13 protein-coding genes are annotated in these 14,622 nt (G+C 63.7%); 8 read left to right on the top strand and 5 right to left on the bottom strand.

Annotated features, from left to right (window positions below; translation table 11 throughout):
* Positions 1-110 precede the first annotated feature (110 nt).
* Entirely contained in the window at positions 111-1,013 is a 903-nt protein-coding gene (locus ACNAZA_RS05480) for a LysR family transcriptional regulator (RefSeq protein WP_415795443.1), read from the top strand.
* A gap of 111 nt (positions 1,014-1,124) precedes the next feature.
* Here ACNAZA_RS05480 and ACNAZA_RS05475 read toward each other — a convergent pair whose 3' ends face one another.
* From ACNAZA_RS05475 to ACNAZA_RS05465, 3 genes are all read right to left on the bottom strand, one after another.
* Positions 1,125-2,099, bottom strand: coding sequence for a Bug family tripartite tricarboxylate transporter substrate binding protein (locus ACNAZA_RS05475; RefSeq protein ID WP_415795749.1), 975 nt, complete (start codon positions 2,097-2,099; stop codon positions 1,125-1,127).
* A gap of 100 nt (positions 2,100-2,199) precedes the next feature.
* On the bottom strand, positions 2,200-3,282 hold the full coding sequence (locus tag ACNAZA_RS05470; protein ID WP_415795442.1) for a TraB/GumN family protein: 1,083 nt from the start codon (positions 3,280-3,282) through the stop codon (positions 2,200-2,202).
* Between the two features lie 19 nt (positions 3,283-3,301).
* Positions 3,302-4,357: a fumarylacetoacetate hydrolase family protein gene (locus tag ACNAZA_RS05465; RefSeq protein WP_415795441.1), complete on the bottom strand. Its 1,056-nt coding sequence runs from the start codon at positions 4,355-4,357 to the stop codon at positions 3,302-3,304.
* 113 nt (positions 4,358-4,470) lie between these two features.
* Between ACNAZA_RS05465 and ACNAZA_RS05460 the strand changes: the two genes are divergently transcribed.
* From ACNAZA_RS05460 to ACNAZA_RS05450, 3 genes are all read left to right on the top strand, one after another.
* The gene (locus tag ACNAZA_RS05460; protein WP_415795440.1) at positions 4,471-5,274 is read left to right on the top strand and encodes an IclR family transcriptional regulator; all 804 of its coding nucleotides are present in this window, start codon (positions 4,471-4,473) and stop codon (positions 5,272-5,274) included.
* Positions 5,275-5,297: 23 nt separating this feature from the next.
* Positions 5,298-6,401: a DUF3108 domain-containing protein gene (locus ACNAZA_RS05455; RefSeq protein WP_415795439.1), complete on the top strand. Its 1,104-nt coding sequence runs from the start codon at positions 5,298-5,300 to the stop codon at positions 6,399-6,401.
* 208 nt (positions 6,402-6,609) lie between these two features.
* Positions 6,610-6,897: a BTH_I0359 family protein gene (locus ACNAZA_RS05450; RefSeq protein ID WP_120971723.1), complete on the top strand. Its 288-nt coding sequence runs from the start codon at positions 6,610-6,612 to the stop codon at positions 6,895-6,897.
* 42 nt (positions 6,898-6,939) lie between these two features.
* Here ACNAZA_RS05450 and ACNAZA_RS05445 read toward each other — a convergent pair whose 3' ends face one another.
* Positions 6,940-8,034 carry an AbrB family transcriptional regulator gene (locus tag ACNAZA_RS05445; RefSeq protein ID WP_415795438.1) on the bottom strand — a complete coding sequence of 365 codons (1,095 nt, stop codon included), beginning with the start codon at positions 8,032-8,034 and terminating at the stop codon, positions 6,940-6,942.
* Between the two features lie 134 nt (positions 8,035-8,168).
* On the opposite strand from ACNAZA_RS05445, the gene ACNAZA_RS05440 reads away from it, so the two are divergent.
* Positions 8,169-9,098: a ChaN family lipoprotein gene (locus ACNAZA_RS05440; protein WP_415795437.1), complete on the top strand. Its 930-nt coding sequence runs from the start codon at positions 8,169-8,171 to the stop codon at positions 9,096-9,098.
* A gap of 51 nt (positions 9,099-9,149) precedes the next feature.
* Here ACNAZA_RS05440 and ACNAZA_RS05435 read toward each other — a convergent pair whose 3' ends face one another.
* Positions 9,150-11,489 carry a putative bifunctional diguanylate cyclase/phosphodiesterase gene (locus ACNAZA_RS05435; protein ID WP_415795435.1) on the bottom strand — a complete coding sequence of 780 codons (2,340 nt, stop codon included), beginning with the start codon at positions 11,487-11,489 and terminating at the stop codon, positions 9,150-9,152.
* 51 nt (positions 11,490-11,540) lie between these two features.
* On the opposite strand from ACNAZA_RS05435, the gene purU reads away from it, so the two are divergent.
* The 3 genes from purU (at position 11,541) to ACNAZA_RS05420 (ending at position 14,619) form a co-directional block, all read left to right on the top strand.
* Complete coding sequence (gene purU, locus ACNAZA_RS05430; protein ID WP_120971727.1) at positions 11,541-12,389, top strand: formyltetrahydrofolate deformylase; 849 nt, start codon at positions 11,541-11,543, stop codon at positions 12,387-12,389.
* 46 nt (positions 12,390-12,435) lie between these two features.
* Positions 12,436-13,362, top strand: a complete 927-nt coding sequence (locus ACNAZA_RS05425; protein WP_415795434.1) for a LysR substrate-binding domain-containing protein — start codon at positions 12,436-12,438, stop codon at positions 13,360-13,362.
* A gap of 135 nt (positions 13,363-13,497) precedes the next feature.
* Positions 13,498-14,619, top strand: coding sequence for an ABC transporter substrate-binding protein (locus tag ACNAZA_RS05420; protein WP_415795433.1), 1,122 nt, complete (start codon positions 13,498-13,500; stop codon positions 14,617-14,619).
* The last annotated feature ends 3 nt before the right edge of the window (positions 14,620-14,622 follow it).

The raw sequence follows: 14,622 nt of genomic DNA, 5'->3' as shown, positions 1-14,622 counted from the left end.
GTTCCGTGTTGCGATGGATGAAGTATCTGCGGCCATCACGATCTTTATGCTGAAAGAAAATGCTCTTAACCATCGATAATTTCGATGATTATTTTTTACGCAAAATCCGCATGCTCAAACTCTCCCTGGAAGCCATCGAACTCGTGGACACCATCGCGCGTTACGGCTCGTTCGCGGGCGCGGCCGAACGCCTGCACAAGGTGCCGTCGACCATCTCCTATGCCGTGTCCAAGCTGGAGGAGCAACTGGGCCTGAACCTGTTTGTGCGCAACGGTCCGCGTGTGAGCCTCACACCCGCGGGTGAGGAGCTGCTCAAGGAAGGGCGCTGGCTGCTGGCTGCCGCACGCCAACTCGAATCACGGCTGCGCCAGATCGCCACGGGTTTCGAGACCGAGATCCGCCTGGTGCACGACTCGCTGATCCCCACCAGCGCCTTCGGCCCCGACATCCAGGCTTTCGAGGCCTTGAACAGCGGCACGCGGCTGCGCATAGGCAGTGAGACGCTGACCGGCACCTGGGAAGCCTTGCGCGAAGGCCGGGCCGATCTGGTGGTGGCAGCAGGTGAAGGCCCGGCCGGCGGCGGCTACAAGGCCGTGGCCGTGGGCCAGCTGGATTTTGTGTTCTGCGTGACGGCCAGCCACCCGTTGACCCGCCTGGGCCGCCCCCTGGCACGCAGCGATCTGCTGGAGCACACGGCCGTGGTGGTGGGCGACGGCGCGCGTTCGCTGACCGACCGCACGGTGGGCTTGCTGGCGGGCCAGCGCCGTATCACCGTACCCAATATGCAGGCCAAAATCCAATGCCAGCTCGCAGGCCTGGGGCTTGGCTTTCTGCCGCGCGCCTGCGTGCGTGTGGAGCTGGAAACGGGGATGCTGGTGGAGCTGCCGGTGGAGGAACCGCGCCCACCCGAGACCTTCTGGCTGGCCTGGCGCAGCGATGCGCGCGGCCGTGCCCAGCAATGGTGGCGCGAGCGCCTGAGCCGCCAACTGCTACCCGGCATACTCCCCTATTGAAAACAGCCCTGCAACGCAAGATTGCAGGGCTGTTGCTATGCAGGCCGACGAGGCCTTGCATGGCTGTTCAAGCCATGCGCAATGACTTGGCCATTCCAGAAAGCCGAACGCTTAGTCCAGCTTCACACCGGCGGCCTTGATGACCGCGCCCCAGCGCTTGGCTTCGGCGCGGGCCAGGGCGTGGAATTGCTCGGGTGTGCCGGGCAGGGCTTCCATGCCGAAGTCAGCCATGCGCTTGACCACGGCGGGGTCAAGCAGCGCCTTGTTCAAGTCGGCATTGAGGCGCTGAACGATGGCGGGCGGCAAGCCCTTGGGACCCAGAATGCCCTGGAAGGCATAGACCTCGGAATCCTTGATGCCCAGCTCGGCCAGCGTGGGCACGTTGGGCAGATTGGGCACGCGCTTGGCCGTGCCTATGGCCAGGGCTCGCACCTTGCCGGACTGGATCATGGGCAGGCCCGAGGCCAGGTCCAGGAACATGCAAGGCACCTGGCCGCCCATCACATCGGCCACGGCGGGGGCGGCGCCCTTGTAAGGGATATGGGTCAGGAAGGTGCCGGTGCGGTTCTTGAACAGCTCCATGGCCAGATGGTGAGGCGAGCCATTGCCGGGCGAGGCGTAGTTGAGCTTGCCGGGGTTGGCCTTGGCATAGGCCAGGAACTCCTTGAAATCCTTGGCTTCGAAGTTCGGGTTGACCACCAACGCCAGCGGGAAACGGCTGATGCCGCCCACATACGTGAAGTCTTTTTCCGGGCTGAAGGGCAGCTTGCTGAACAAGTGCTCGTTGAAGGCCAGGATGGCGTTGTCCGCCGACATGATGGTGTAGCCATCGGGCTTGGCCGAAGCCACCATCTGGCCGCCGATATTGGTGGCAGCACCCGGGCGGTTGTCCACCACGATGGTCTGGTTCAGCGTCTTGCGCATGGACTCGGCCACGGTGCGGGCCAGCACATCGGTGCCGCCGCCCGGTGGGTAAGGCACAACCCAGCGCACGGGGTTGGCAGGCCATTCCTGCGCCATGGCAAAAGGGGAAGCGGCTGCAGCCGAGCTGGCAGCCACAGCGGCCAGAAATTGACGACGATCCATCATTTGTCTCCTTAGGGGGTGATGTGTGGGTGTTGAAATCGAGATTCAGACCCCGCGCCCGCTGCCGTTTATTGTTTTTGATAGCAGCTGGCGCTTGTCTTTATTGCGTGACCATGGGTTTTGAATGTGTTTTTGGCGGTATTGCTTTCGGGGCCGGCGGCGCGAACTTCACGCGCTCTACCTGGTAGCCTTTTTGGCGCAGCAGCGTGGGCAAGCCCTGGGGGCCGACCATGTGCAGCGCGCCCACGGCCGCAAACACGCTTTGACCTTGCTGCAGCAGCCGGACGATGCCGTCTGCCATGCCTGCGTTGCGGTCGTCCAGCATGCGTTTGAGCTGGGCACGCTCACGCGGCGTATTGGCGCAGTCGCACCAGTCGGCGTAGTTCTCCAGTTTTTGCTCGTTGCCCTCGGCCCATAGCTGGGCCAGCAGTTGCATCTGCTCCGGTGCTGTGCCGCTTTCCAGCTGCTTCAGGCCGTCGCTCACGGCTTCCTCTATCTCGACCGGGTCGTCCGAGACCAGCTCAGCGAGCTGGGCCTGCACGGTTTCCAGCGCCAGCACCGGCTTGCGCATGCCGCTGGCCATGCCCGCCAGCATCATGTCCACGCCATATTGGGCATCCAGCCCATGGCTGCGGCCCGCCATGGCCAGCAGACCCAGCACCTGTGCCTCTGGGCGCAGACCGGCCAGCTCCGGCGCGCAAGCCTGTTGGCGCTGCTGCTCCAGGCGCGCAGCCAGTGCGGCCGCCAGCTCGGGCGCATCGTCACGGGCCTTGAGTCCCTGCGCCAATGCCTTGCCGACTTCCGGATCCGTCACATTGAGCTCCAGCGCCAGCTTGTCCACGCCCGCCATGGCCTGCATGATGCTGCGCCCCGGCAGCATCCACTCGCGCTTGGCCACATGCATGGTGCCGTAGAGCCAGCTGCTGCGCCCGCCATGGCCGACCCGCCAGAGCAAGCCCCGGTCCTGCAGGTTCTGCGCCAGCGCCTGCAGCTCTGCCTGCGTAGGCATCTGCACCGGCGGCGGGCAGGTCGCAGCCTTGACAGAGCCCATGGCGGACACGGCCATGGGCGACTCCTGGGAAGAGCGCTCGATCGCCGGCGCGGCCCAGGCCATGGCCGTGCACAGCGCCAGGGCGGCAGCCAGCAGGCCGCGCTGCAGCAAAGGCTTCTTCAGAGGGGACATGGCGTTTTCCAGGCCGGGTTCAGAGCGACTGGACATCTGCTGCAGCGGCATCGCTGCCGCCGGGCGGGGCAATGTTCTGGTCAATGGCACCAAAAATGCTCTGGCCGTCCTTGCCCTTCATCTCGATGCGTATGGTGTCGCCGAACTGCATGAACTCGGTCTTGGGCGCGCCGTCCTGAATGGTTTCTATGCAGCGCTTTTCGGCAATGCAGCTATAGCCCTTGGGCCACTCCATGCGCTTGTCCTTGCCCTTGCCGGTTTCCACGCCACGATTGCTCACCGTGCCGCTGCCCACGATGGAGCCGGCGCGCACATTGCGGGTCTTGCAGATATGGGCAATCAGCTGGCCGAAGTGAAACGTCATGTCCTCGCCCGCATCGCACATGCCGACCTTGCGGCCGTTCCAGGTCGATTGCAGCGTCAGGTGCAGGCGGCCGCCCTTCCAGGCATCGCCCAGTTCGTCCAGCGTGACGGCCACGGGGCTGAATGCCGTGGCGGGCTTGCTCTGGAAAAAGCCAAAGCCCTTGGACAGCTCGTTGGGAATGAGATTGCGCAGGCTGACATCGTTGACCAGAGCCACCAGGCGTATGCCGTCCAGCGCCTGCTCGGGCGTGCTGCCCATGGGCACATCGCTGGTGATGACGGCGATTTCGGCCTCGAAATCGATGCCCATGGCCGTGCTGGGCACGATGACCTCGTCGCGCGGGCCTATGAAGTCATCGCTGCCGCCCTGGTACATCAGCGGGTCGGTGTAGAAGTTGGCCGGCACCTCGGCATTGCGCGCCTTGCGCACCAGCTCCACATGGTTGATATAGGCCGATCCATCGGCCCATTGGTAGGCGCGCGGCAACGGTGCCATGCAACGCTGAGGGTCAAAGGGAAACGCGTGACGCGCCTTGCCGCTGTTGAGCTCGTGCGAGAGATCCTGCAACTGGGGCGCCAGATAGGCCCAGTCATCGAGCACCTGCTGCATGCGGCTTGCAATGCCCGTCGCATAATGGGCCAGGCTCAGGTCGCGCGAAACCACGACCAGTTGCCCATCACGCGAGCCATCCTTGTAAGTTGCCAGTTTCATTGCCGCTCCTGCCAATCGTAGGGCGCCAAAGCCCTGGAAACATGCCAGTCAGCACGACACCAAATTACGATTGGTTAAATTGATTTAACTAAACAAAAACAAATTCTATTGCAATGGACAAGGAACGCGCAGGGATTCAGTCGGTTGAAGTGGGTTTCTCCCTAGTTGAGGCCCTGGCACAAGCCCGTGGCCCACTCATGCTCAAGGACTTGGCGGCCAATGCGGGCATGAGTGCCGCCAAGGCTCATCGCTATCTGGTCAGTTTTCAACGCGTAGGCCTGGTCACGCAGGACGAGCGCAGCCTGCGCTATGACCTGGGGCCTGCGGCGCTCAGAATCGGTCTGGCCTCGCTGAGCCGGCTGGATCCGGTGCGGCTGGCCCGGGCCCGCATGTCCTCGCTCATGGAGGAACTCAACCACACGGTGGCGATTGCCGTCTGGGGCAACCACGGCCCTACCATCGTGCATTGGGAAGAATGCGCACAGTCCGTCACCGCCAATCTGCGCCTGGGCGATGTGATGCCCATGCTGGCCTCGGCCACGGGGCGTTGCTATATGGCCTGGCTGCCGCGCGAGATGACCGCCCCGCTGCTGGAGCCCGAGCTGGAGCGCGCCCGCAAGGCCCGCCGCCAGGACCTGCCCCAGACGCTGGAGGCCGTGGACGCCATGCTGGCCGAGGTGCTGCAGCGCGGCACGGCCCGCGTGGTCGATACCGTGCTGCCCGGCATCGTGGCTTTTTGCGTGCCGGTGTTCGATGCCTCGGGCCATATCGTCCTGGGCTTGATGACCTTGGGCTCGCTGGCGACTTTCGATCCCGAATATGGTGGCGCCATAGACGCCCCCTTGCAGGCCGCGGCCCGCCAGCTCTCCAGCGATCTGGGCTGGAGCAGTGCGCAGCTGCTGCCGCCAGAGACCTGAAAGCACTTGCACCGGAACCCACCATGGGCAGCCCCTCCAAAGCCTTGATCCCCGTGACCGGCGTGGTCCTGGCGGCCCATGCTGCGCTGCTGTGGAGCTTGCCCGCTGCGGACATCCCACCCCAGGCCAAGGACGATCAGCTGCTGATGCAGACCCGCATGGTGGAGATTGCACCGCCGCCGCCACCTCCACCTGCACCTGAACCGGCCGCGCCGCCCAAGCCCCGCCCCCAAGCGGTGCCCAAGCCCAAAGCGCCAGCTCCGGCACCGTCGGCAGAGCCGGCAGCGCCAGAAATTGAGCCAAATCAGCCACCAGCCGTTGATACACAATCGCCAGCAGCTCCTGAAATAGAAGCGCCATCTGCGCCGGTAGCCGCGCCAGAACCCGAGCCCGCAGAAATCAGCGATGGCGATACCGCCAAGCCCATGCAGATCACGCCGGCCGGCAGCGCCCCGTTGCCGCCGGGAACGCCCTTGCCCATCGCCCTGCCCGGCGGGGCCACGCTGGAGTTCAATGCCTCCGGCCAGGTCAAAGGCTTCAACTACTCGGCAGGTGCCGAGCTGCAATGGCAGCACGACGGCCAGTACTACCAGGCCCGCCAGTCCATCAGCATGTTCTTGCTGGGCGAGCGTGCCCAGACCAGCGAAGGCCTGATCACCCCCAGCGGCCTGCAGCCGCTCAACTTCACCGACAAAGGCCGCAAAACCCAGTCCGCCAGCTTTGACCTGCCCGCCGGCAAAGCCAGGTTCAGCGACGGTACGGCAGATGCCGCCATTGCCGAAGGCGTGCAGGACAGGCTCAGCGTCTTCCTGCAGCTGTCGGCCCTGATGGCGGCCGGCCCCGAACGTTATCCACAGGGTACGGTGATCGACCTGACCACCAGCGGCGCCAGATCCGCCATTCGCTGGCGCTTCAGGGTGGGCGCTACCGAGGCGCTGGAGCTGCCCATAGGCAGCGTCATGGCCCTGCGCCTGGACAAGCTGCCCGGCCAGAGCAAAAGCGACCAGCAGGGCGCAATCTGGCTGGCCCCGACCATGCAATATCTGCCGGTACGCATACGCCTGACGCAGGGCCAGGACGATTTTGTGGACCTGAAACTCAAGAAATACCGTCCGGTAACGCAATGAGAGCGCCGAAATAGGCTTTCGTCCGCCACGGCGGCTCTCCTACCGCAAAACAGGAGTCGCGGTTTGGCTGCACCGACGCAAAACCATGGAATACTGTCCTTAAGTGCCCGGGTAGGCGTCTCAGGTCTTGAAACGCAGCACTTCGCCGCCATGTGGGTCATGTCAATGGCAAGCGACACCCATAACTGGAAGTGAAAGGGGGAACACCATGCAAATGCTTTACGACTCCGAATCTTTTGCGGTGCTCCATCTGCGTCCAGACATGGAAGCAGACGCTCCACCCTCGGAGACCACCAGCGGACCTCAGCTGCCGCGCCACGGTTTTGAAATCGTGGACAAGCGCTCGGGCAAGGAGGTCTATCTGGACGGCTCCTGGGCCGAAATGTTCCAAAAGCAAATCCTCGCCTGGCAGCAAGACGCGCCCACCGAGGAGGAAGTCGAGGACATTCTGGACACCTATACCGGTCTGGCCCAACAGCCAGTCATCGTGCACTGACAGTGTTGCAAACCAAAAAAGCCGCTAGCCATAGCGGTTTTTTTATGTCCGCTGCGTCTCAGGGTTCACCCAGCGGTAAAGCGGTGCCACCAGCAGCAGCACCGCAATCAGGCGGCAGACCTGGAACGCCGTCACCACCGGCACTCCCAGCTGCAGCACCTTGGCGGTAAGCGCCATCTCGGTAATGCCGCCTGGTGAGGTGCCCAGCAGCAGCGTGACCCAGGGCAGGCCTGTGGCACCGTGCAGCACCCAGGCAAAACCGGCGCAAATCAGCATCAGGCCCACGGTACCCACGGCCACCATGCCCAGCCAGCGCGGGGCGGTGTGCACAAATTCGCGCCGAAAACGCACGCCCAGGCTGGCGCCGATCACCAGCTGTGCCGCATTCATCAGCCACTGCGGCACGGCAGACAGCTCAATCCCCGCCATGGTCAGGCCCATGGAGACCATCAGTGCGCCCAGAAACCAGGGGTTGGCACGCTTGAGCTTGAGCATCACCAGTGCGCCCAGCCCCGTGGCCAACACCAGCCAGGCCAAGCCCGGCCATTGCACGACGCGAATGCTGGGCAGGCTCAGGCTGGGGTCGCCATGCAGGCCCGCCCATTGCAGGGCAAACGGAATCGTCACCGTGACGATCACCAGGCGCAGACTGTGGCTGGCGGCCACCAGATCGGTGCGCGCATGTTCGCGCTCGGCCAGCAAGGTCATCTCGGATGCCGCGCCAATCGAGCCCGAGAAATACGTGGTGGCGCGCAACTTGGCAGTCGTCATGCCTGGCAGCTGCAGCATGGAGGGCGCCTGCATCCGGTACAGCCAGCGGCCAAAAGCCCAGCCCAGCAGCAGCGCCCAGACAATGGCCAGCACAATCGCCCACCACAGGCCGACGATCAGCTCCGTCACCGCTGGCGTGAAATACAGACCCAGAGCCGCACCGATAGTCCACTGACCCAGGTTGCGCAGCCGCGTCGAGCTTTGCGTGGGAGCACCGGCAATCGAGACCAGGGAGACCGAAATCAACGGCCCCAGCATCCAGGGCAAGGGGGTGTGCAGTGCCGTGCACAGCAGCGCTGCCAGCCAGGCCAGCGCCAAAGTGGCGGCCGCTCGGGCCAGAAAAGCGGGGGATGGCAAGACAGACATGCGAACGGGGTACCGGCTAGGCGCGACAATCGGGGCAATTGCCGCAGTATCGCGGCAATTTCGGTGGGCAAAGCCGGTGCGATTTCCTTCATGTACGAAGCCATGCCCCGTCTTTCAAGATAGGACTGGTTGATATGTGGACTTCATGGATTTCCGATGCGAAGGCGCTGCCGCGCCACACCTTGGGCACGCTGGGCGCCCTGGCCTGCGCCGCGCTCGTCACGCTGAGCGGCTGCGCCAGCACGGCCACGCCACCAACCATGCCACTGACGGCCTCCGGCCAGTGGCAGCAGACTTTGCAGCAATGGGCAGGCACGCCTCTGATCTTGCTGGGTGAGCAACACGACCAAAGCGCCCACCATGCCTGGGAAGGCGAAACTGTGCGCCATCTGGCAACCCAGGGCCGGTTGGCTGCCGTGGTGGTGGAAATGGCCCCTGCCGGCGGCAGCACCCAGGGTCTGCCCGCCAGTGCCAGCGAGGCCGAGGTCAAAGCCGCTCTGCTCTGGGAGCAAGGTGGAGCACCCGGCGGCTGGCCCTGGCAGGACTACGGCCCTGCGGTCATGAACGCCGTACGCGCTGGCGTGCCCGTGCTGGGCGGCAATCTGCCACGCACGCAAATGAAGCAGGCCATGGCCGAGACACGCTATGACAGCCACCTGAGCGCTGCCGGCTGGCAGGAACAGCTAGCTGCCATCAAGGACGGCCACTGCGGGCTGCTGCCCGAATCCCAGTTCGCCCCCATGGCCAGGATTCAGCTGGCGCGCGATGAAAGCATGGCCAAGGTCCTGACCCAGGCGGCGCAGGCGGCCAGCCCGGGCCAGAGCGTGCTGCTGGTGGCTGGGCGTGGCCATTCGCGCGCCGACATCGGCGTACCGACCTGGTTGCCCAAGAATCTCAAGTCAAAAACCGCTATAGCCCGCGCTGAATCTACGCAAGCCGCTCTTCATTTTGCTGCTGACTGGTGGCAGGTGCTGCCGGCGACTGCTTCGGAAGATCAATGCGCCAAGCTGCGCGAGCAATGGCAAAAGCGAGCCGCGCCAGCAGGCAAGCCCGCTCAGCCATAAGCAAAGAGGCGTCTTCGGACGCCTCTTTTTTTTGAGTTGAACACCCGCCCTTTAAATGATGAAGGTCTCATCCACTTCGGGCAGCAGCTCCACCAATGGCTGGCCGGCATGCGTCTTCTCCAGCAACTGCATGAAATCGGCCGCAGGCAAGGGCCGGCTGCACAGATAGCCTTGCATGTAGTCGCAGCCTTTTTGCTGCAAAAACTGTAGCTGCTCGCGCGTTTCCACCCCTTCCGCCAGCACCTTCAGGCCCATGGCATGACCCAGGGCAATGACGGAGCTGCTGATGCTCATATCGTCCGTGCTGTGCGGAATGTCGCGGATAAAACCCTGGTCGATCTTGAGCAAATCCAGCGGAAAGCGCTTGAGGTGGGCCAGCGAGGAATAGCCGGTACCAAAGTCATCGATTGCCAGGCGCAGACCGAGTTCACGCAGGCGTTTGAGCACGGCCAGCGCCTCCTCGGGCTGGGTGGCCAGCGCGCTTTCGGTGATCTCCAGCTCCAGCTGACTGGCTGGAAAGCCCGTCTCGCGCAGCACCTCGGCCGTGGCACCCGCGATATCGGTGAGCAGAAACTGATGCAACGAGACATTGACGGCAACAATGATGTCCGGCATGCCGGCCTCGCGCCAGCGCTGTCCCTGGCTGCAGGCCTCCCGCAACACCCACAGACCCAATGGGCCGATGACGCCCGAGCTTTCCGCCACCGGAATAAAGCGCGCCGGCGAGATCAAGCCCTCCTCGGGGTCCAGCCAGCGCACCAGCGCCTCGGCACCCACCAGGCGGCCTGTGGCCAGGTCGATCTGCGGCTGATAGAACAGGCGCATATGGTCCAGCTCAAGCGCCTTGCGCAAGCGCGCCTCCAGCGCCAGCCGCTCATGGGCCGCGAACGTCATGCCTTCATGAAAAAAGCACCAGGCACTGGCGCTACGGTTTTTGGCACCGTAGACGGCGGCATGTGCGCCCTGCAGCAATTCGCTGCTGGTTTTCGCATGCTCGGGATACAGGCAGATGCCCACGCTCACGCTCACCACCACCGACAGACCATCGGGTGAAGTCCATGGCTGGGCGGCAGCGGCCATCAGGCGCTCGGCAAGGGCCACGGCTTCCTCGCGGCTGCCCAGACCCTTGGCGATCACCGCCAGTTCGTCGCCAGCCATGCGGCCGATTTCGTCTCCGCTGCCCAGAGCAGCCTGAACCTTGACCGCAATATGCTGCAGCACCTTGTCGCCAATGGAGTGACCGTAGCTGTCGTTCACATCCTTGAAGCGGTCGATATTGAGCAACATGACCGCCAGCCCCTGGTCCACGTCCTGGGCCTGCTCCACGGCCTCGTCCAGCAAACGAGTGAACAGGCTGCGGTTGGGCAGACCGGTCAGCACATCACGCTGGGCCAGAAACTCCAGTTGCTTCTCGCGCGCCTTCTCGGCCGAGATGTCGGTGAACATGCATACATAGTGCGTCACCGTGCCAGCGTCATCCGTGACGGCACTCAAAGACATGCGCTCGGGAAAAATTTCTCCGTTCTTGCGCTTGTTCCAGACTTCGCCCTGCCAGTGACCCGTCTCGCGCATGCTGGCCCACATCTGCTCGTAGAAGGCCTTGTCGTGGCGACCGGACTTGAACATGCGCGGCGTCTGGCCCAGCATTTCCTCTTCGGTAAAGCCCAGCAGGCGGGTAAAGGATTTGTTGATCGACAGAATGCGGCTGTTCGCATCGGTGACGACCACGCCTTCGCTGGTGTTCTCCACCACGGTCGTGGCCAGACGCTGACGCTCGTCGGCGGCCAGCATCTCGCTCATGTCCTGCAGCACGCAGACCAGGGCCACCGGTTCGCGCCCCGAAGAATGGAGTCTGCTGAACGTGCACAGCACGCGCGTGACCTGACCCGTGATCTGGTGGGTACAGCGGCGCTGCATCTGAAAATGCGCCAGGTGTCCGTCGACCAGCAAGTCAATCTGACGGGTCACGCCCAGCGGATCATCGGCTGGTACCAGTTGACGGAAGCTCTGGCCTGCCAAAGACTCCGCGCTCATGCCCAGCCAACGGGCCAGCATGTCGTTGCCCCAGATGATCTCGGCGTTATCTGCCAGCACGCGGGCCATGCCCGCCGGCGCATGGCGCACCACCAGTTGCAGCTCCTGGTCGGCTTCCATGCGCTGGCGCTCGGCCCGGTGCATGCGCAACAGCAGCCAGGCGCCCACCGCCGCCGTCGACAACAACCAGCCCAGAAAAAGTGCAATCCGCCACTTCACCGAGCGCGGATTGACTACCACATCGAAGTAATCCAGCACCCGTGCTTGTGCCCACAACCACAGCAGCCCCGCGCACAGATACGACAGTACGAAAAGCCCCCATAGCCTGAGACGGCGATGCCACTCTTTGCTTTTCATGTATTTCCTTTGTCCGCAGGGTCACGCGCTTGCTGCGACAATTGTGCGGCTATGACCCAAGCCTATATTCTTACCCTATCCTGCCCCGATCGCCTAGGGCTGGTGCATGCCGTCTCGGGCTTCCTGCTCGAACAAGGCGGCAACATTGAGGAAGCCGCTCAGTACAACGACCCCGCCACAGGCCTGTTTTTCATGCGCGTGCAGTTTGCCTGCGATGACAAGGACGCCTCAGCGCTGAAGGCCGCTATCACGGCCCTGGCTGACCAATATCAAATGCAGTGGAGCCTTCATTCCAAGGCCGAACGCATGAAGACCGTCATCATGGTCAGCAAGGAAGGCCATTGTCTCAATGATTTGCTGTTCCGCTGGAAGTCCGGTCTGCTGCCCATCGAAATCCGCGCCATCGTCAGCAATCACCGCGAGTTCTATCAGCTCGCTGCCAGCTACAACATTCCCTTCCATCACATTCCCGTGACGGCCGGCACCAAGGCCCAGGCCGAAGAGCGCCAGTACGAAATCATTCAGGAAGAAGGCGCGGAGCTGGTGGTTCTGGCCCGCTACATGCAAGTGCTGTCCAACGACCTGTGCACCAAGCTGTCAGGCCGGGCCATCAATATTCACCACAGCTTCCTGCCCAGCTTCAAGGGCGCCAAGCCTTACTACCAGGCCCATGACCGTGGCGTGAAGCTGATCGGAGCCACCGCTCACTATGTGACGGCCGACCTGGACGAAGGCCCCATCATCGAGCAGGACGTGGCCCGTGCCGATCATACCGACACCGTCGAGACGCTGACCGCTCGCGGCCGCGACACCGAAAGCCAGGTGCTGGCCCGTGCCGTGAAATGGCATAGCGAACGCCGCGTGATCCTCAACGGTCACAAGACCGTGGTCTTTCGCTGATGCCTGTGGGTCATAGGCCAACGGTGACGTACTGCCCAATACGCACATGGGGATAACCGTCACCCACACCGTCACCGGTAGCGCCGCTGCGATGAACAGCAGCGGCGCACGGCGTATTCCGCCCATACAGTGCTTGCTCACTTTTGAAGCCCTGGCCCGGCTGCGCTCCGTCACGCAGACAGCGGAAGAGCTGTGCGTCACCCCCAGTGCCGTCAGCCACCGCGTCAAGCAACTGGAACAGATTCTCGGCACGCGCCTTTTTGGCCGTGCCGATTTTTCTTTGACCACCGACGGCAGCGCCTACCTGGCCCATGTGCGCGAAGGCCTGGGCGCGTTGCAGCGCTTTCCCGGCGCCTCGGCCGCGCCGGGCAGAAGACGGCTCAAGCTGGCCGTCACGCCCACGTTTGCACGCGTCATCCTTATTCCACGCCTGCGCCAGTTCACCGACACCTATCCCGAAATCGATATTGCGCTGCAGGTATCCATCCCGCTGCTCGATGTGATTGCCGAGGATGCCGACCTGATGGTGCGCTATGGCGCCGGTCACTACGCCGATGTGGAGCATATCGAGCTGGCACGCGATGTGGTCACCCCGTTGGCATCGCCCGCCTTCATCCGCGAATACGGCCCCTTCGAGTGCCCCGAAGATCTGGAAGGCCTGCCGCTGCTGCGCAGCCCGCTGGAACCCTGGCGCACCTGGTTTGCCGCCACCGGCCTGCAAATGGCCGAGCCCAATGAAGGCTCCCAGTTCAACGACATCGGCCTGATGTGCGACGCCGCCGCCGCCAGCATGGGCGTGGCCCTGGTACGCCACAAGCTGGGCGCCCCCTGGATGGAGAACGGCACGCTGGTGCGTCTGTTCGATGTGGATGCCCCCAGCCCCCATGCCCACTATCTGTGCTGGGAAACCGGCACCATGGACCGTTGGGAATGCGCGGCCTTTGCCGAATGGCTGCGCAAGGCCATGGGCTGACAGCCATCAAGCACCTGCGCCATATCCAGGTCAAAACAGCCTAACGTCTCCCCCTGCCGACACTGCAGCACTTCTACTCTTCTCCCCCTGTTGCGGGCCATCCACCATGGACTCACAACACAAGACAGGAGACATATGCGCAGCACACTGCCCGGCGTTTGGCTGATCGCCGCCATTGCAGCCACCGGTTTATCGGCACAGGCCCAGGAAAATCCCCTGACCATAGCGGCCAGCCTGCCGCTATCCGGAGCCCAGGCTGAAGCCGGCAAGGAAGGGCAGGCCATCATGCAGGCCCAGATCGAAGCACTCAACCGCCAAGGCGGCCTGGGCGGGCGGGCGCTGACGCTCAAGATCCTGGACGACGGCTACGATCCTCAGCGCGCTGCCAGCAACGCGCGCCAGCTGATTCATGAAGGCGCTGTGGCCCTGCTCAACTGCTGGGGCACGGCCAGTTGCAGCGCCATCCAAGCCGAGCTGCAGCAAGGCCAGACACCTCTGGTGGGAGTCATAGCCGGAGCCGGCAGCATGCGCCAGCAGCCGGGCCGCTATGCATATCCCTTGCGCGCCAGCACCCAGGCTGAAATCGCCGCCATGCTGCAGCAGATGCAGACTCTGGGCCAGCAGCAGATTGCCATCGTTCACCAGAATGACGGCTTTGGCAAAGACAGCCTGCAGATCGCACTTTCGGCGCTGGCCGGTGCAGGGCACCAACCGCTGGCAACGCTGGCCATAGAGGCCTCGGGCAGCAATGCGCCCGAACTTGCCAAGCAGCTGGCGGCCCTGCCCGGCTTGCAAGCCGTCATCGCGCTGGCCGGCGCTCCGGCCACCATAGGTCTGATCACCAGGGCGCGGCAAGCCCAGATCGGCACCCAGTTCTACAACCTGGCGGCCCAGGCCAGCCGCGCCGTGGTGCAGGGGCTGGGAGCGCATACCCGCGGCACGGTGTTCACCACGCTGGTGCCAAGCCCCTGGAAAAGCGCAGTCCCCGCCGTCAAGGAGTATCAGCAGCTGCTGACCCAAAGCGGCATGCCGCCCGCCTCTTACCTGGGCCTGGAAGTTTTTCTCAACACCCGAACCCTGCTGGAGGCCATGCGCAAGGCCGGCCCTGCAGCCAGCCGCACGGGGCTGATGGCAGCACTGGATGCCATGGGAGAAATCCGCTATGGAGCGATGAGCCTGCGCTTTGCCACGCCACGCCCAGGCTCCAGCTATGTAGGCCTGGCCGTGATTGACGCAGGCGGACATTTCAGGGAATAACTG

This window comes from Comamonas aquatilis, from assembly GCF_965139575.1.
GTDB lineage: Bacteria > Pseudomonadota > Gammaproteobacteria > Burkholderiales > Burkholderiaceae_C > Comamonas > Comamonas aquatilis.
This window is presented reverse-complemented; position numbering and strand designations above follow the sequence as displayed.